Origin of the sequence: Virgibacillus sp. JSM 102003 (genome assembly GCF_041949995.1) — a bacterium.
Taxonomy (GTDB): domain Bacteria; phylum Bacillota; class Bacilli; order Bacillales; family Amphibacillaceae; genus Lentibacillus.
In genome coordinates, this window is record NZ_JBHFQH010000001.1 from 267,373 (window position 1) to 285,785 (window position 18,413).

Annotated in this window: 15 protein-coding genes and 1 other annotated feature; of the genes, 3 read left to right on the plus strand and 12 right to left on the minus strand. The window is 36.3% G+C overall.

What is annotated here, in order from left to right; genetic code table 11:
• Nucleotides 1-83: 83 nt before the first annotated feature.
• The 9 genes from minD to ACE1TG_RS01455 all read right to left on the minus strand — a co-directional run bounded on the left by minD (nt 84) and on the right by ACE1TG_RS01455 (nt 9,928).
• Nucleotides 84-881 (minus strand): septum site-determining protein MinD, encoded by a 798-nt coding sequence (minD, locus tag ACE1TG_RS01415; RefSeq protein WP_375050567.1) that lies wholly within the window; start codon nt 879-881, stop codon nt 84-86.
• Nucleotides 874-1,560 (minus strand): septum site-determining protein MinC, encoded by a 687-nt coding sequence (gene minC / locus ACE1TG_RS01420; RefSeq protein WP_375050568.1) that lies wholly within the window; start codon nt 1,558-1,560, stop codon nt 874-876. The genes minD and minC overlap by 8 nt, the downstream gene beginning before the upstream one ends.
• Nucleotides 1,561-1,591: 31 nt before the next feature.
• The gene (mreD, locus tag ACE1TG_RS01425; RefSeq protein ID WP_375050569.1) at nt 1,592-2,131 is read right to left on the minus strand and encodes a rod shape-determining protein MreD; all 540 of its coding nucleotides are present in this window, start codon (nt 2,129-2,131) and stop codon (nt 1,592-1,594) included.
• A complete protein-coding gene (mreC, locus tag ACE1TG_RS01430; protein ID WP_375050570.1) occupies nt 2,131-3,012 on the minus strand; it encodes a rod shape-determining protein MreC in 882 nt (293 codons plus the stop codon). Before mreC ends, mreD begins: the two co-directional genes overlap by 1 nt.
• A 12-nt stretch (nt 3,013-3,024) precedes the next feature.
• Nucleotides 3,025-4,065 carry a rod shape-determining protein gene (locus tag ACE1TG_RS01435; protein WP_375050733.1) on the minus strand — a complete coding sequence of 347 codons (1,041 nt, stop codon included), beginning with the start codon at nt 4,063-4,065 and terminating at the stop codon, nt 3,025-3,027.
• Between the two features lie 247 nt (nt 4,066-4,312).
• Nucleotides 4,313-5,002 (minus strand): RadC family protein, encoded by a 690-nt coding sequence (gene radC, locus ACE1TG_RS01440; protein ID WP_375050571.1) that lies wholly within the window; start codon nt 5,000-5,002, stop codon nt 4,313-4,315.
• Nucleotides 5,003-5,199: 197 nt separating this feature from the next.
• A complete protein-coding gene (locus ACE1TG_RS01445; protein ID WP_375050572.1) occupies nt 5,200-6,138 on the minus strand; it encodes an SPOR domain-containing protein in 939 nt (312 codons plus the stop codon).
• 658 nt (nt 6,139-6,796) lie between these two features.
• The gene (locus ACE1TG_RS01450; protein ID WP_375050573.1) at nt 6,797-8,524 is read right to left on the minus strand and encodes a sensor domain-containing diguanylate cyclase; all 1,728 of its coding nucleotides are present in this window, start codon (nt 8,522-8,524) and stop codon (nt 6,797-6,799) included.
• A 129-nt stretch (nt 8,525-8,653) separates the two neighbouring features.
• On the minus strand, nt 8,654-9,928 hold the full coding sequence (locus tag ACE1TG_RS01455) for a bifunctional folylpolyglutamate synthase/dihydrofolate synthase (protein WP_375050574.1): 1,275 nt from the start codon (nt 9,926-9,928) through the stop codon (nt 8,654-8,656).
• 84 nt (nt 9,929-10,012) lie between these two features.
• Between ACE1TG_RS01455 and ACE1TG_RS01460 the strand changes: the two genes are divergently transcribed.
• A complete protein-coding gene (locus ACE1TG_RS01460) occupies nt 10,013-10,918 on the plus strand; it encodes an ATP-grasp domain-containing protein (RefSeq protein WP_375050575.1) in 906 nt (301 codons plus the stop codon).
• Nucleotides 10,915-11,784, plus strand: a complete 870-nt coding sequence (locus tag ACE1TG_RS01465; RefSeq protein ID WP_375050576.1) for an ATP-grasp domain-containing protein — start codon at nt 10,915-10,917, stop codon at nt 11,782-11,784. Before ACE1TG_RS01460 ends, ACE1TG_RS01465 begins: the two co-directional genes overlap by 4 nt.
• A 556-nt stretch (nt 11,785-12,340) precedes the next feature.
• Here the strand turns inward: ACE1TG_RS01465 and ACE1TG_RS01470 are convergent.
• A complete protein-coding gene (locus ACE1TG_RS01470) occupies nt 12,341-14,986 on the minus strand; it encodes a valine--tRNA ligase (protein ID WP_375050734.1) in 2,646 nt (881 codons plus the stop codon).
• Nucleotides 14,987-15,043: 57 nt separating this feature from the next.
• Nucleotides 15,044-15,365, minus strand: a binding site (T-box leader).
• 117 nt (nt 15,366-15,482) lie between these two features.
• On the opposite strand from ACE1TG_RS01470, the gene ACE1TG_RS01475 reads away from it, so the two are divergent.
• Nucleotides 15,483-15,671: a hypothetical protein gene (locus ACE1TG_RS01475; RefSeq protein WP_375050577.1), complete on the plus strand. Its 189-nt coding sequence runs from the start codon at nt 15,483-15,485 to the stop codon at nt 15,669-15,671.
• Here the strand turns inward: ACE1TG_RS01475 and ACE1TG_RS01480 are convergent.
• Both ACE1TG_RS01480 and spoVID read right to left on the minus strand, forming a co-directional pair.
• The gene (locus tag ACE1TG_RS01480) at nt 15,668-16,687 is read right to left on the minus strand and encodes a hypothetical protein (RefSeq protein ID WP_375050578.1); all 1,020 of its coding nucleotides are present in this window, start codon (nt 16,685-16,687) and stop codon (nt 15,668-15,670) included. The two genes, ACE1TG_RS01475 and ACE1TG_RS01480, sit on opposite strands and share 4 nt — an antisense overlap.
• Before the next feature lie 76 nt (nt 16,688-16,763).
• Entirely contained in the window at nt 16,764-17,753 is a 990-nt protein-coding gene (gene spoVID / locus ACE1TG_RS01485) for a stage VI sporulation protein D (protein ID WP_375050579.1), read from the minus strand.
• Nucleotides 17,754-18,413 lie beyond the last annotated feature (660 nt).

An 18,413-nucleotide genomic window follows, 5' to 3' on the forward strand; every position in this document is an offset into this window, starting at 1 on the left:
CTAAAGGAAGTGTTGACCCATTCTTACCTGCTAAAAAACATGCAAAAACCTGCGCAGGGCTTATTGCATGTTTATATTAATTGTTATGAGCGCATGCCGAAGAAACTTTTCACCTTTTGAAACATGCCTTTTTCATCTTCAAGTGACTGAAGCGGAACAGTCTCACCTAATATTCGCCGTGCAATGTTCCGATAAGCAATTGATGCCTTTGAGTTTGACTGAAGAGCAACAGGTTCTCCGTGATTTGATGCTTTAATAACTTCATCATCATCAATTACAATACCTATAAGGTCAATGGATAGAATTTGAATTATATCATCTATGTCCAGCATATCTCCACTTTTCATCATGTGATTACGTATGCGATTTATTACTAGTTTAGGAGACTCTATATCTTCTTTTTCCAGCAAGCCAACAATCCTATCTGCATCTCTAACACTTGATTTTTCAGGTGTCGTTACTACAATTGCTTTGTCAGCGCCTGCTACTGCGTTTTGGAATCCCTGTTCTATTCCAGCCGGACAATCAATAATAATATAATCGTACTCCTGTTTCAGTTCCTCAATAATTTTCTGCATACCATCAGTTGTTACTGCCGTCTTATCACTCGTTTGCGCTGCAGGTAACAATGTTAAATGATCAAATCGTTTATCTTTTATTAATGCTTGTTTAAGTTTACAACGTTCGTTAATAACATCAACAATATCATAGATTATACGATTCTCAAGTCCCATAACAACATCAAGGTTTCTTAAACCAATATCTGTATCAATCAAACAAACCTTATTTTCCATTAAAGCCAAAGCAGTGCCGATATTTGCAGTTGTGGTTGTTTTACCAACGCCTCCTTTACCAGAAGTTATAACTATTGATTCACCCATTCTGCATTCTCCTTTCAAAACCGCTTATATCTTTTCGTTTATGTGAAAGAACTTGTAGTCGGTCAATAACAATCTTGTCCTGCTTCTCATCAATCAGACCACATTCCATATAAACACCTTCAGATTCATAATCTGGAGCACGGCTGATATAATCTGCAATACGGAGCTGACTTGGTTTCATATAGGAAGCAGCTATTACTGCTTCACGATCACCATTTAATCCGGCATGTGCAATTCCTCTCAGACTGCCCATGATAAAAATATTGCCTGTAGTGACTACTTTACCACCAGGATTCACATCACCTATAAGAAGTAGATCTCCAACTATTTCCAAAACCTGTCCCGACCTTACTATTCTATTTATTGATTTAATATCACTATCCTCTTTCCAGTTCAATGCCTCATCTCTGCGAATAACTTCAGAGTCAAATGACTGTATAAAGAAGCGGTTTTTATTACCAATTAATTCACTAAGCTGCTCTTTTTGCTGATCATTCAGGTATCTATTACCCAATTTCACAGTAACAGATACCACCGGTTCATCTTGTTTGGGATTATTTTCTGCTAGTTTATCACTAAGTTCATCCATAACCGCCTCAAATGAACCTTGATCTTCAATAAATAACGTTAGTCCGTCCTTTGTACCTTTAATGGTTATCATTTGTTTCCTATCAAGCACAATAAGCTCACCTCAATAATTTACCTCGACATTAAAATGTATTATTTGTAGATAACTGTTCATTTCTCCAGCTGTTAAGTCGTTTCATCATAATCGGATATAATGCGATTAAAAATAGAATATTGGCAATTACAGTTGGTACCATTCGATAAATAAAATAATCCTTCCATATCATGTCCGATATCCCAACTACAGTATAAATAGCATTAATAGAAACCTCACACAAGATTAACCCTATCATTCCTAGCAGCACGCTTACAAAGAAATTTGCATGAAGCATTTTGGTAAGCCCGTGAATGATATATATTACCAAGGCATAGGAGAACATATAAACACCTAAAACCCCTGTGTAGACAATATCAATTAATAATCCAAACAATAATCCATACAAGACAGAAAAGTATGTGTTCTCTCTATCATAAAAGATAGCCAAGAATAACAGAAATACAAAGACCCAATGGGGAACTATAGCTAAGTCATCCTTCACTAACGAAACAGGTAATAATTCCAATGCGACACCTTCTGAAACGAGTAATAAAAAGAGGATGAGAGGAATAATTATTCGCTTCATTACTCTTTGTCCTCCCCGGTATCGTTGGGTGTTTTATCTTCAGTTAGAGCACGATCAACGACAATCACATTATTTATTTCATACATGTCTGCGGCTGGTTCAATTAGTGCAGTTCGTGTTAAACCATACTGGTCAGGCTTAACTTCTTTCACAGTACCAATTGGTAATCCAGCAGGAAATACGCCACCCATTCCAGAAGATACAACTAATTCTCCTTTTTTAATATCCTTATCAGATTCCTCGATAATTTTAAACAACAAATTATTTGATTCATCATCAAACTCTTCGATTAGTCCAAAAATATCTTTACTGTCTTCCTGAGAAATAGTTGCTGAAATTCGGTTAAATTGATCAAAACCAGAAAGTAGTTTAACTGTTGATGTAAATTGCGATACAGTCTGTATTTTCCCCACCATGCCATCTGCGGTAATGACGGCCAGATTTTCTTTCACACCATCTTGTTTTCCCTTATTAATCGTTACCTGCTCAATCCACCGTTCAGGAGATCTTGACATTACAGTGGCCTGAATCGGATTGTAGTCTTGAATAGATTCTGTTTTCTTTAGTGTTTCACGCAGTTCGATATTGTCTTCTTTTAACTCTTGTACTTCATAGACCAAGCTTTTATATTGAGCTAGCTTTTCTCGCAGTAGCTGGTTCTCACTATACGTATTTTTCATGTCGTCAATATTTTTAAATATAGTTGTTACATAATTCACCGGAGTGTGTATAATATTTTGGGCCCATCCAACCGTATCTTTTAAAAACTGCTCTGGTGTCGAAAGATTATCTCTATCCCTTAAGGAAAAACCAATCATTGCAACGAGAATGATAATTCCAATTAATAAAATGAATAATCTTTTTTTACGAAAAATTGGCATGAAAACACCTGCTTACTCGATAGTTGGACGAGATGATACATTCGGATGGGAACGGAAGTGTTGAATGTATTCCAAGGATTTACCTGTCCCGATTGCTACACTATCCAGAGGGTCTTCTGTAACAAAAACAGGCATTTTTGTCTCATCACTAATAATTTTATCTAAGTTTCGTAAAAGAGCCCCCCCACCGGATAAAACTATGCCGCGATCCATTATGTCTGCAGCTAGTTCAGGAGGGGTTTTCTCCAATGTGTTTTTGACCGCTTCAATAATTGCCTGAACTGTATCATTTAATGAAACAGCTATTTCTTTTGCTGTTATCGAAATTGTCTTCGGTAGGCCTGTTAATAAATCACGACCTCTTATATCAATTTCGATATCCTCGGTTATTTCTCCTGCAGTTCCAATGTCCATTTTAATTGATTCTGCAGAACGCTCACCTATCATTAAATTATAATGTTTGCGAATATAGTTGGTGATCGACTCATCCATGTCATCCCCTGCTGTTCGAATCGATTGACTCGTCACAATTCCTCCAAGGGAAATAACAGCAACTTCAGTAGTTCCACCACCAATATCAACAATCATACTGCCTGTTGGTTCCCAGACAGGTAATCCTGCACCTATAGCTGCTGCAAATGGTTCCGCAATAGGGAAGGCATCCTTCGCACCAGCCTGCTTTGTAGCATCAATTACTGCACGTTCCTCCACCATGGTGATACCTGATGGAACACAAATCATTACGTTTGGCTTCCTTGCAAACATGGATCGATTTCGCATGGCTTTTTTTATATAATATTTCATCATAACCGCTGTCGTATCATAGTCGGCAATCACACCATCTTTCATTGGCCGGACAACAGAAATATTACCTGGAGTCCGCCCAATCATATTTCGCGCTGAACTTCCCACAGCTTCGATTTCTCCTGTTTGAATATTCTTCGCAACTACTGTTGGTTCGCGAACTACAACACCTTTTCCTTTTACAAACACAAGTGTATTTGCCGTACCTAAATCTATTCCTAAGTCCTGAGATAAACTAAATCCACCCAAAAGAATCTTCCTTTCCAAATAACAAAATTCGTAAGTTGTATGTATAAGTAACTTCACTATTTCAACTTAACTTTAGTGCTGCAATATAACCTCAACTCATAATTTTAAACATTTTTATAACTTAAAGTAAACAGCTTTAAACGTATAAATAATTATAATAAGCGCCAATTTCATAAAAATCCGGAAACTGGCGCCAACTTTTACTTCTATACAATTATACGAAAAAAATTAAAAAATAGATAGTGTTTTATAAGTATCCTTTTTCTTTTAAAGACACAAATTTACGATCACCAATGACCAAATGGTCCAGAAGTTCTATACCTATCATCTTTCCTGATTCAACTAAACGTCGTGTGACATGTATATCTTCCTGGGATGGGGCGGGGTCTCCGGAGGGATGATTGTGTGCACAGATGATAGAAGCTGCAGAACGTTTGACAGCCTCTCTATATACTTCTCGCGGATGTACAATCGAAGCATTCAGACTTCCAATAAAAATGGTTTGACGATGAATGATTTGGTTTTTAGTATTTAAAAATAATACAACAAAATGTTCCTGATTCAGGTTTCGCATCTCCTCCATTACATAGTCTGCTCCATCTTCTGGAGACCGAACAATATATCGTTCATTCGGTTTGTATTGGTTCATTCTTCTCCCTAACTCCATTGCAGAAAGCAGTAATACACCTTTAGCTTCTCCAATACCTTTAATTGCTGTCAGTTCCTCAATGGTAGCGTCTTTAAGCAGGTTTAACCCCTCAAAGTGCATTAAGACCCTGTTAGATAATGTCATTACGGATTCTTCTCTTGTTCCACTTCCAAGCAGTATTGCGACCAGCTCCTGATTAGATAAATGACTTGAACCTAATTTAAGTAACCGCTCACGCGGACGATCTTCCTTAGGTACATCCTTAATCATAATAGTCGATGAAGTCATCAACAGTCCTCCTTCGTTAAGATAAGTTCATATTATCTATTTATTCAAACCTGAACAACTTAACAAAACACCATTTTCAGACTTATTCGACCTTTTATTTTTCAAATTCCTCTACACAAAAATTTATTTTCACCCTTATTAAATCAGGCTAAAATGTAAAAGCGCCTATTTGTTTTATTTTTTTAACCCCTGTATAGTTAATTCACCAAAAGATTAAATTGATACCATAAATTTAATAACAGCTGCTGTTCTTCCCATTTGTTTGCTTTAACGAGGTCAGAAACCTCTTTTTCTAAAAAAGCAGTAAATTTACCAATGTTTTCTGAATCATCAGGAATTGTGTTTACTATATTAGCCCAGCCATCTTCTGATAGCTTTTCATCCTTACTCAATGAAATTAATGATTCAGTCCATTGTTTATTATAAGACTTATACCAGCTGACCTCATCATCTGTTAGTTTCATGTCACTAGATTCTGTATTCCAGTTCTTTACAAAAACTTCTAATTGATGATCGTTAAATTCTTTAGCCAGTTGATTTGCCTGATTCTTTGAGCTCGCTATTCCTGCCAAAACATAATAATAATTCTCTTTATTCCAGATCATTGCAGAAAACCCAGCCTGATTAAATTTACTTTTCATTTCATTAGCATTTGTTTCACCTTCAAATTTCCCTGCCTGTAATACAAAAGCATCCACTGATTGAATTGGGGTAGATGAAATAACTTCATCAGACGCAGACTCATTATCACTATCTTCTTTATTTGCTTCCTCGTCATCAACTGCAGCAGGTACAGTATAATTCTGCTGGCTAAGGCCTTTATCAATATCAACAAACATGTTCAACATAAAGAAACCTAAAATGGACCCAATTATGATTGCAGAAACCGAAGCAAGTATTATTGGTTTAAACACGCTGAATCTCGATTTTTGACCGAAATATTGTTCGTTATTGCTTTCATCACTATGTCTTCTAACAAAAGTTGGTACCTCATCACCAGTAGTATTTTCCAGCGTAGCAGCAGAATAGTCTTTGTTAAACTCCTTTAGGGAGTAACTTTCATCTGCATGATCATCTCGTTTTAGCGTTGTCTTCTTTCCACCCATCCATACTGTAATTTTATTATCTTTTCCCAACCATTTCCCCTCCATGTGCGAGTTTGTTTCACTCTAGCACATGACTAGTAAAAAGTAAGACGATTGTTGTCACTCTTTCAAAAAAACGTTCAACATAAACTGAGTATTTTCTACAGAATAAAGATGACCATTTGATTTTAGACTGTGTTGTGATTTATAAAATCTGTGAAGTAATGTGGAAAAATAATTTGTATACAATGACTCCTCTTCGGAAACACATTTCGTGCAACCTTAGGCAACGCTTAGCTTCCTCGGTAGCAAAAACCGTGCTGGATCTTCAGCTATTGCTTACCCGCGGAAGTCGCCGAGATTTTCGAATCTGGGTTTGCTGATTATATCTTAAACTGGCAGTTGGCAATTGAGAGACTCCCGTGGGAGAACGGGGCAAAGAAACCCCAAAGTGAGCGTCACTCGTGATCGTGGCAGACTAAGTATGGCACACGCACTGTAGCAACGTCTTCACTAGCACGTCCAATGCGTCTAAGGGAACGCTAGGTGCGCGAGAATATTCCAACTGCATGGTCAGAGAGCCACACTAGATACTACGAATCGGTTACTCTCACTCTGTGTCGCAGTTTCATCATCTATGTCTGAGAATCATAGTTTGGGAAAAGCAACAAAGCAAGCATTTGGATTATGTTCATAGCACAGTAAACAATCAGGAAGTTTTGAGGTCTTCGTAAATAGCAACCCTGTTTCTGCCCTTCCTCTTTGCTCCTATATACATAGCCCGATCAGCATGACGAATTAATTCAATTAGTGTTTCGCAGTGATTAGGAAATACGGAAATTCCAATACTCGTTGTAATAGATACTTTTAATGGACTCGTATTATTAATAATATGCTTATGAACGATGAATGGGTTATCAGCAATTGAAGTTCGCAGCGATTCAGCAATTTCGGAGGATTCAGTTAATCCACAGTTAGGAAGAAATACTACAAATTCTTCTCCGCCATAGCGTGCAATTACTCCCCTACCCCCTATTAAACTCCTCAGACATTCCGCAATCTGACACAATATTTCATTTCCAGCTTCATGACCATACATATCATTCACTTTTTTAAAATGATCTATGTCCAGCAAAAGCAAGGAACAATCTTTGCTAAACTCTTTTTGATCTAAGGTTTTATTGTAATCTTCCAATAAGGCTTCCATGTACCTTAAGTTATATAACTGAGTTAGTCCATCTCTTTCACTTTGAGATTTAGTAAGCTCATAGTTTTTCGCATTTTCGACTGCAACTCCTAAATAATTAGTTAAAATATCCATTATTTGAAAATGAAGTTTCTCAAATGCTTTTTTCTGTTTAGATTCTACTGTCACAACACCAACAATATCTTCGCCGTATTCAACTGGTTGTGACAATACACTCTCAGTATTTGAAGGGATTTTACTGCTTTTCACCGTTGCCCAATCTGAAGCCCGCTTATACAAAAGGGGTTTTCCTGTTGCCCAAACTTTACCGCTAAATGCTTCATTTCTTTTCAGCGAACTAAAAGATGCCTCTGTATTGTTTTCTAAGTCATAGAATTGTTCCAATTTTAATTTATTATCATCTACTATATAAATATAGGCATAATCAATTGGCAATAAATCACTAATTTCATTAATAAAAACGTTATATACTGAACTTAATTCCATCCGGTTTGTTAATTGGTGACCAATTTCTCCTGTTTTTTCGAGGTAGCGATTAATTTCTTTGTAAGAATATAAAAGCATTAAAATCACGGAAATAAATACAAATGGTATTCCTAAATAGAAAATCCCTGCACGCCCAATTTCACTATAGAGTACAAATAATACAAACCCTACTGGTATAATTAGTAATGATGAGATGAATTCCCACCTTAAACCTTCATCAAAAATTTTTACCTTTCTTTTATAGAATGCTTTATCTATTAATTTGTTGAAAAACTGATTTGCGATAAAGATAGTAAACGCATATCCAAATATTGCCCAAACTTGCTCATCGCTTTGGGTTAAAATCGTTTGATGACTACCACCTAGATGAACAAATACACCTGCACCAATTACAGATACAAGTGAGAACATCACCATATTTAGTGGATAACGATAATTATCTTTCTTTCCAACACCTGTTTTGGCCAGCACAATAACAATTGCTATTTGAGTTAAAATAATCTCAACAAAAAGACCAAATGTTAGAAAGACTGCTATACTTATCCCGTTTACAAAGAAAACCGGATTGTTATTTATTGTTAAAGGAAACCAGGCAACAATACACATAAAAACAGCAAATAACAGTATATCAGTTAACTGATCTTCCATATTTACGTAATAGTAGTTAAATGAAAACCATAGTATTGCTGGCCATAAGATAAACCATAGTATCCATATTAGCTTCATTTTACTTTTAGATACCATTCGGATTTTACATCTCCTATCATTGTTAAATTTTTTAACAAATGATACATTCCTTTATTTTAAATAACACTACTAAAGACTCATAGATTAAAAACTTTCTGATAATTATATATTACTATATTATTACTTCTATTTCAAAATATTTCTTACATTAGCAATAAAATGTAGAGAACCTGTAACGAAATAACATACTTTATCATTCTGATCCGGGATCTCCTTTATAGCCTCCTTCCAATCATGATTAACTCGTACATCTGGGTGAATTATTACTTCTTGGAGTTCTTCTACAGAAGCAGCTCTGGGATGTTCGAATGTTGTTAGCGTTATGGACGAAAAATAATTACTTAAATGATTAAGCATATAAGTGAGGTCCTTATCTTTAAAAGCTGCAAAAATAAGGTGCTTTTCCCGATTTTTGTAAACTGATGTCATCGTATCGGTAAAGGCTCGTACACCTGCAGGGTTATGGGCTCCATCCAATACCACAACAGGATTTGTTTGGATTGTTTCAAATCTGCCTGGTATTTGAGTTTGATAAAGTCCGTTAAGGCTTTTGTCCAGATCTAAAGTAAATCCATTAGATTCTAATACCTTTAACGCCATAATTGCTAAAGAAGCATTCTTTACTTGATATTTGCCATTTGTTTGTATTAATACTTTAAACTTATCATTACCTGAAACCCAATTAAATGCCTGAAAGTCTGATACATTATGAATAATTGAATAATCAAATGCTTTTCCAAGTTGATATAATGGGGCATTTTTCAGAGAAGCTTCTACCGATATAACGGACATCGCTTCATCTGACATTTCCCCAATTACTGCTGGTGTATTTTCCTTAATAATTCCTGCCTTATGATATGCGATTGATTTAAGTGATTCACCTAAAAAAGCAATATGATCCTGATCCACATTTGTTATAATGGACAAAATGGGGTTAAAACAATTAGTTGTATCTTCTCTACCGCCCATTCCAGCTTCAATTAATGCAAAATCAGCATATTTCTTGAAATACAGAAAAGCTGCTGCTGTAATAATTTCAAATTCCGTTGGGTGGTTACTTTCTGAATCCAGCTGTTGAATAAATGGATGAATCTCACTAATTATGTATGTGAATTCCGTTTCTGGAATCATGCCCTTATCATTGAAAATATGCCCTCTTAGACCGTTGAGACTTGGTGAGGTAAAAATTCCAACATGTACACCATTGGAAATTAATGCGTTTTTAATATATTGTACAGTTGAGCCTTTTCCATTTGTTCCAGCGACATGAATCGCCTGGATTTTTTCCTGTGGGTTATCAAGTAACTCCAAGAGTTTATGTATTCGATCTAATCCGGGTTTCATTCCATACTTCTTTCTGCTTTGAAAAAACCTTTCTACCTGCTGAAAGTGTTCAAACATTTATGTACACCGCTTTTCTTTAATTTCATAGTCAACAAAATTAGTATATCAATAATAATAACCCATGAGAAAGGAAATCATGAATTGAATTTAAATGGATGGATAATTTATAACGGATACTTACCTGGCAACAAATTTCTCGATTTCGCTGAATGGCTTCAGGAAGCTGCACTAAAACAGAATATACATACAGATATTTATAAAAACAATGAACTTTTATCATATTTATCTACTGATTCACTCGATTTGATTAAAGAAAACAAGGATTTACCTGCCTTTGTGATGTTCACAGACAAGGACATTTATTTAGCAAAGCAATTCGAACTCTTGGGTATCCGGGTATTCAATAGTGGAACATCGATTGAAAAAAGTGATGACAAAATCGCAACTTATCAAGCACTCGCCAACAAACACTTACCTATACCCAAGACCATTGTTGCACCGATGGCATTTGTAAGGTCAGAATCGTTCAACCCTGAAGACTTTCGTGATTCTATCAACTTATTAGGTTTTCCGATGATTATTAAAGAGGCATTCGGGTCATTTGGGGAACAAGTTTATTTAGTCCACTCAATGGAAGAGGCGTTTGAAAAAATTTCTGAGCTTCACGGAACACCGTTTATGCTCCAGGAATTTATTTCTACAAGTTACGGAAAAGATATACGCCTGCAGGTAGTTGGTGATGAGGTAGTTGCAGCAATGACAAGACATGCTTCGAATGACTTTCGAGCAAATGTTACTGCAGGAGGAACAATGACTAACTATCAGCCTACTCTTGAGGAGGTCAATATTGCGGTAGCTGCTACAAAAGCGATTGGTGCCGACTTTGCCGGTGTTGATTTATTATTCGGTGCCAACAATAAGCCTGTAATTTGTGAAATAAACTCAAATGCACATATTCGTAATATGTTTGATTGTACTGGAATCAATGCTGCTGAATTTATGGTTGATTACATAATTGACACATTAAGAATTGAGGATACAAAATGAACTTAGTGGGATGGCTCATTTATAGTGAACAAGATTCTGAACAAAATACAGCATATATTAATTGGTTCATAGATGAGGCTGCTATACAAGGAGTAACACTTAAATTAGTCTTGCGAGAGGAATTAACGATTGGTATATACCAAAATAAACAAACGATCTTCTATAATAATCAGCAGGTTCATTTACCAGACTTTGCTGTAGTAAGAACAGTTGAACCATTATTGAATATGGTACTCGAATCGATGGGAATCAATGTTTTTAACTCCTCTCAAGTATCAGCAATTTGTAACAATAAAGCATTAACACATTACTATATGAACAAATTATCCATTCCAATGGTTGATACAATCTTTATGAAGAAAAAAAACTGCGTACAAATGCCTGGCATGCCCCTTCCATTTATTGTAAAGGGTACAAGTGGAAGGGGTGGCAGGCAAGTGCATATGATCAAGGATGAGCAGGAATGGGAAAGGTGTATTGCTGATGATATTTTTGCATCTGAGCTCATTATTCAATCATCTAAAAATATCCAGTTAGGTAAAGATGTAAGGGTTTTTGTTGTCGGCAGCCAAATTATTGGAGCTGTTCTGAGGGAAAGTAGGAGTGACTTCAGGTCTAATTTCAAATTAGGCGGATCTGCTACATGGTATCCATTAAATCATCATGAGTTAACTTTACTGAACAAGATAATAAACGCCTTTGATTTTGGAATGGTTGGAATTGATTTTTTACTTGATACAAAAGGCAAACTACAGCTTAATGAAATAGAAGATGTTGTTGGTTCTAGAACACTAAGTGCTGTATCGGATATAAATATACTAAAAAAATATATAACCCATATAACAAAGAGGCTAGGACATAACTAAAAATCTAAACTTTAATAACGAATAGTTTAGATCGCCCATTATCAATGGTTGAATCTAATACGTTGTTGATAAAAAAAGCAAAGTAACTGCTGGAATAAAATCTATACACTCTAGATACGGGCGGATGCTTTCCCGCGGGCACGACCTAAGTTTCCTCGAGAAAACTACTCTGCGGGGTCTTAGGACACGTGCTATTCCCGCGGGAGTCACCGCCCTCCGCTCACCCAGACCAGTGTAGTCCTATCACATATTTATACTATAGCAATTCCTACTCCAGTCAACAGCAAAGGAAATAAACGTAGACTCCTGTGGGAGCTTGTGCCTAGATGAGACTACGAAGTGACGTAGGAGCAAGGAGCTCATCAGCTGCCCTAGGTGCGCGAAGTGTATTTTAAGAAGCGGTTTCATAGCACTCAGATTTTTTCTGGATTACGTCGAAGTTTATATCTAATTAACAATAAAAGTAAATCCGAACTAATTCGAATTCTCTCTCAAGAATTTGAATCATAGTTCGGATTTTAATAGGACTATAGCATTGGTCCCAGCCTCAAAATTTTTATGAGTTTAACTCATTCAATCGTGCTTTGACCTTTGCTTGTTTCTCCAAATAGTCTTGTTCTTTTTGTTTTTCCTCATCTACAACTGTTTGTGGAGCTTTACTCACAAATCCTTCATTCGAGAGTTTTTTCTGAACCCGTTGGACTTCTTTTGTCCACTTATCCAGTTCCTTCTCCAAGCGTTTAATTTCTTTATCAAAATCAATTAATCCTGCTAATGGAAGAAATAGCTCAGCACCTGTTATAACAGCTGACATTGCTTTTTCTGGAACATCAACGTTAGTACTTATTGTTAATTCACTTGGATTACAGAATCGTTCCAAGTAATTACGGTTGTTTTCCAGTTCTGAAACAGTTGCTTCATCCTCTGCCTGGATTAACAATTTAATTTGCTTGGACATTGGTGTATCAACTTCTGCCCGGATGTTTCGAATGGACTTAATAATTGAAACAAGTCTTTTCATTTCTTTTGATGCTGTTTCATTATGAAATTCCGGTTTTGCTTCTGGCCATGGAGCAACTGTAATTGACGCTCCCTGATGTGGGAGCTGCTGCCATATTTCCTCTGTTATAAATGGCATATACGGATGAAGCATGCGCATCGTCTGATCTAATACATATGCAAGAACAGATTGCGTCATTCGTTTTTCACTTTCGTTATCACCGTACAACGGCAGTTTAGCCATTTCAATATACCAGTCACAAAGCTCATCCCAGATAAAATTATATAAATGTCGCCCTGCTTCGCCAAACTCATATTTGTTTGTATTTTTGGTAACTTGTTCAATCGTTTCATTTAGCCGAGTCAATATCCATTTATCAGCTAATGACTTTTCACCGCTTAAATCAATATCTTCATAAGTGAAATCTTCCATATTCATAAGTGAAAAACGTGATGCATTCCACACTTTGTTCGCAAAATTCCAAGTTGCTTCAACTTTTTCCCAGTGGAACCGTAAATCCTGACCAGGTGTTGAACCTGTCAACAGAAAATAACGCAGTGAATCTGCTCCATATTGTTCAATAACGTCCATTGGATCTACACCATTGCCGAGTGATTTACTCATTTTACGCCCATCAGCATCACGAATCAAACCATGAATCAGCACATCCTTAAATGGTCTTTGATCTGTAAATTCTTTCGATTGGAATATCATACGTGCAACCCAAAAGAAGATAATATCGTAACCAGTCACTAAAACATCTGTCGGAAAGTGACGCTTAAAATCTTCAGCATTCAGATCAGGCCACCCCATTGTTGAGAACGGCCATAATGCTGAGGAGAACCACGTGTCAAGTACATCATTGTCCTGTTCCCAATTCTCTGGATCTTCAGGTGCCTCTTTTCCAACATACAGTTCATTTGTTTCCTTATGGTACCATGCAGGAATTCGGTGTCCCCACCATAATTGTCTCGAAATACACCAATCACGAATATTCTCCATCCAGTGCAGATATGTGCGTTCAAAACGATCTGGGACGAAATTAACTTTTTTACCTCGTTGCTGAAGTTCAATCGCTTCATCCGCCAAAGGCTGCATATTTACAAACCATTGTGTTGATAAATATGGTTCAACAACGGCTCCACTGCGTTCTGAATGCCCTACCTGGTGTACTCGTTCTTCAATATTGAACAGAACACCCTGCTCTTGCAAGTCTTTAACAATTTGTTTTCGGCACTCGAAACGGTCTAGTCCTTCATAATTACCAGCGTTTTCATTCATCGATCCATCTTCATGCATAACCAACACTCGTTCCAAATCATGTCGATTTCCAATTTCAAAATCATTTGGATCATGTGCAGGTGTAATTTTGACAGCTCCTGAGCCCAATTCCATGTCAACATATTCATCAGCAACTATTTCTATTTCACGGCCAACCAATGGCAATACAACCGTCTTACCAATCAAATGCTTATATCGATCGTCACTTGGATGCACGGCTACAGCTGTATCCCCAAGCATCGTTTCTGGTCGTGTCGTTGCAATTTCAATTATTTCATCACTATCTTTTATCGGGTAACGCATGTGATAAAATTTACCCTGAACTTCTTCATAGATAACTTCAATATCAGAAAGTGCTGTTTGGGTGTTAGGGTCCCAATTAATAATATATTCACCACGATAAATTAAACCTTTTTTATATAACGTAACAAACACTTCACGTACAGCGTTTGACAAGCCATCATCCATCGTAAATCGCTCACGTGAATAATCAAGTCCTAAACCTAACTTTTCCCATTGGGCACGAATAAAGTCAGCGTATTCCTCTTTCCAATCCCAAACAGTATCAAGAAACTTTTCACGGCCTAAATCATAGCGATTTTTACCCTGTTCTTTCAGTTTCGCCTCAACCTTGGACTGTGTTGCAATACCTGCATGGTCCATTCCTGGCAGCCATAGTACATCATAGCCCTGCATCCGCTTCATTCTAGAAATAGTATCCTGCATCGTCGTATCCCATGCATGACCTAAATGCAGCTTACCAGTTACGTTTGGTGGTGGAATAACAATCGTAAATGGTTCCTTATCTTCATCTCCGGTTGCTTCAAAGAATTTACCATCCACCCAAAAGCGATACCGGTCTTTTTCAATTTCCTGTGGATTGTACTTTGATGACATCGTTGTTTTAGCCTCATCACTCATCATTAAATCCTCCCTCTTTTGTATAGTAAATACAAATAAAAAAATCCTCTCCATCCAATAAAGGACGAAAAGGATATATTCCGTGGTACCACCTTCGTTCACAAGCAGTTATACTTGTGCACTTCATTCATTGATAACGGTCAAAAACCGGCTCTCTTCTACTTTAAGGTGGTTCAAAAATCAACAAATAGTAAGCGGTACATCTCTACGTTGATCCTACCTCTTTGCTTCTAATTTGGCGACTATTTGAACACTTATCTTTAATTCAAAGGAGCTGTATCAAGGGCGACCTTCCAAATAATTATACCTGGGAAATTTCCACCATCATTCCCTCTCTTTCAGGTAATTATCTTGTACTCTTCCCTATCATCACATTTACATATTATTACTCATTTTATCGGTTACTGAAAATAAAATCAACTATTATCTTATGAATTGCACAAAACCACTATATATATACATATTATATTAAAAAAATACTTAAGAGGTGATAAGTGTGGCTAGATATTACCGATACAGACTGCCTCCATGGGCAAGAAATTGTATTATTGTAATTGAACGAGTAACATTACCTATTTTAATATTTCAATTAATAAGGACTATGCTATTTCCAACTTCATTTGATGTATTTTTGCTTGGTGTATTAGTTGGGGTGTTTATTGCCTTTTATTTGGAATGGATTTAACCATCTTTACTGTCTTTATCTTCACCAGTTACTGGTGTACTCTCTTCAATAAACTCAAACCATTTTAAGCCAAACAACATTTGCCGGGCTGAATATTGAAGTCTCTTTACCTGATTAATCATCGTATCATTCGATGGATTATCAATATAATCCTGAATTTGATTTATGTAGGGGAATGGATTCAATAAGTAGATAGCGAGTAGATACAATTCACTCTTTTTTAGTATATTCTTGCTGGTGTATACTGAAAATGAATCTGTTAATTGTGATGACGATTGATCATAGTTACGCACAAGATATTTAAATAAAATTGACAAATCCGCAATAGCATTATCATAATTTGCCCTTTCCCAATTTATTATATACGAATCATTATGAAGAAGTATATGAGTGAGATCCAAATTTCCATGACATAGACTATAATTCCACTCCTGATCATTTTGAATTTCACTTATAAATCTTTCTATACAACTATTTAGCGTGGAGAGGACATTGTCCATCATTCGAAATTGCGTGCAAACTAATAATTCAAATGGAGACATAAACCGATTCTTTTCAAACAGCTCAACATAATACAACTGTCTTCTATATAATTCTGCACAGTTCTTCTGATACTCATTAAATGTATTAACGACAGTATTCGCCTCAATTAATTGTGTCCGCTTTGTCTTTCCATGTACCTCACCAATTGCATTATATAAGTTATTAATTATTTGCTGATGATCTAGTTTATTAGATGTTAACCACGGCGTTAAATAATAGTAGGATTGATCATATTGTACGTATAATCTTGACTGCTTTGTTAAGTAGACAGGCAGTATACTAGTGATGTTTTGGGAATATGCTTGATGATAAACATATTCCCATAAATCCAAATTATTTTCATTCAGTAAACTTTGTTTTAATGCATAATAATGATTACCATCACTGATACGAAATAGCCGTTTCGATATTCGCTCAATTTTATATGGATAAATCCCGTATTCCCCGGATATCTTATGAATTGTTTCACTCACACTACATTTCACCAACTTTCCAAATACATACCCCTTACTATTAGAAGCAAGGGGTATGTATTTTATCTGTCTGTTATTACTTCTTAAAAGGAATATACAATAATTGACCTTCTTCAAGACTATCATCACTTAAATTATTCTGTTTCACTAATTGTAGTGCAGGGATCTCATAACGTTTTGCAATTGTTTCTACTGTGTCGTTGTTCTGAACAATACACAATCGCATCTTGGCATATCGATCATCATCATCACTTCTGAACATATCTGCTAAATAACTGACATCCTTGGTATCAACTGATCGACTTTCATCACTTTCATCCAGATAATCTGAATCTGTAAAGTTTAATGATGATTCGTCTGGACTTTCTTCCTCAGGTGAATTTTCCACCGGTTCTTTGTTAAAAAATTCCGCAAGTGATTGTGACTTTTTATTTTTCCAACGTTCTTTTTCTGATGGTGACTCGTCTACCTCCGTGGATAAGGTGGGTGCGTTTTCCGGTATAAACTGACCCTCTGATTCAGAAGTTTCTTGTTCCGTCTTAATATCGAACTCAAACGTTTCGTCTTCTCGTGGTGGCAAGAATTCATTAGCTACTTCTGATTCATTTTCTAATGAACTCTCTGTTTGATCGCTTATCCCATGTATTTCAATTCTAGAGGTTAATTTAAGTTGACTCTGATTTGGTATTTCATAATCAAAGGAATTAATGTCGACCGTCACATCATTTAAGTCTGCAACTCGGTATGTTGGAACTGAGATTTCAACAGGGAACCGATGTGTGAATTCTGATTTCCCGTCATCCAGTTCTACTACTTTCTCAACATATCGTCTTGAGTGGTAATCATCAAAATCTAATGTATCTTTATCTCCTGCACTTGAATATAATTCCTTTTGATATGAACCTTGAAGTTCAATGACTCCTCGAATTGAAATAAAATCATTAAATGGCTGGATAGAAATTTCCGGGTCTAAAGAAATTCCCAGCATTTCTGCAACTTCCTGTCCTTCTTCAAAATAAAGCGATTCATTTAGTTCAAAGCTGAATACTTCCCGATTGTTTGACAAATGACTTCCTCCCTTCAACACATATTCCATATACTTATATGTCTTAATTCAACTATATGAAATGTAAACAGAGGATATGCTTATACCAATTAAAAAAGCCATTCCCTTTAGTAAGCAGTTCAGTTTAAGTGTGTAAAATTCAATTTGTGTTCTTATAACTCAACTTTCGCATCTATGGAATAAGCTCAAACGACTATCTTTGATAAACTCAGAACGTTTTTTATTGTTGACTTGACAACATTGATAAAAGTATTTTTGTACAGATAAGATATAAAATGTGAAGTAGTGAGTTTGTAAGTTTCTCTAACAACGCAGCTGGAATATGCTCCCTTTCCGTGGGCAAGTGCCGAGCCTGCGGGGTCTCGCCTAGCTTGTTCTTCCCACAGGAGTCTCGCATATTCCAGCTGCTACTCTAAATGGTTTAAAAGGATTTACTCTTTATCCATCACAATGTACATTTTGTTATTTTATCAAGTTATAATGAGCAAATCCTAGCGCAGGTAATACACCTAAACTCCTGGGGGAGGAAAGGCCTAGATGAGACATCTGAGTGCGTCAGCACGAAGAGGTTCAACAGCCGCCCTAGGTGCGCGAAGTGTATTTCCATAGCGGTGTTAATGCACACAACCACTAGTACGCATTTTATATCAAATACGTACA

Excerpts from the sequence above, each read along its gene's own strand:
- ACE1TG_RS01450 (WP_375050573.1), bottom strand. The coding sequence starts at position 8,524 with ATGGTATCTAAAAGTAAAATGAAGCTAATATGGATACTATGGTTTATC.
- ACE1TG_RS01465 (WP_375050576.1), top strand. The coding sequence starts at position 10,915 with ATGAACTTAGTGGGATGGCTCATTTATAGTGAACAAGATTCTGAACAA.
- mreD (WP_375050569.1), bottom strand. The coding sequence starts at position 2,131 with ATGAAGCGAATAATTATTCCTCTCATCCTCTTTTTATTACTCGTTTCA.
- mreC (WP_375050570.1), bottom strand. The coding sequence starts at position 3,012 with ATGCCAATTTTTCGTAAAAAAAGATTATTCATTTTATTAATTGGAATT.
- ACE1TG_RS01470 (WP_375050734.1), bottom strand. The coding sequence starts at position 14,986 with ATGAGTGATGAGGCTAAAACAACGATGTCATCAAAGTACAATCCACAG.
- radC (WP_375050571.1), bottom strand. The coding sequence starts at position 5,002 with ATGACTTCATCGACTATTATGATTAAGGATGTACCTAAGGAAGATCGT.
- minD (WP_375050567.1), bottom strand. The coding sequence starts at position 881 with ATGGGTGAATCAATAGTTATAACTTCTGGTAAAGGAGGCGTTGGTAAA.
- ACE1TG_RS01455 (WP_375050574.1), bottom strand. The coding sequence starts at position 9,928 with ATGTTTGAACACTTTCAGCAGGTAGAAAGGTTTTTTCAAAGCAGAAAG.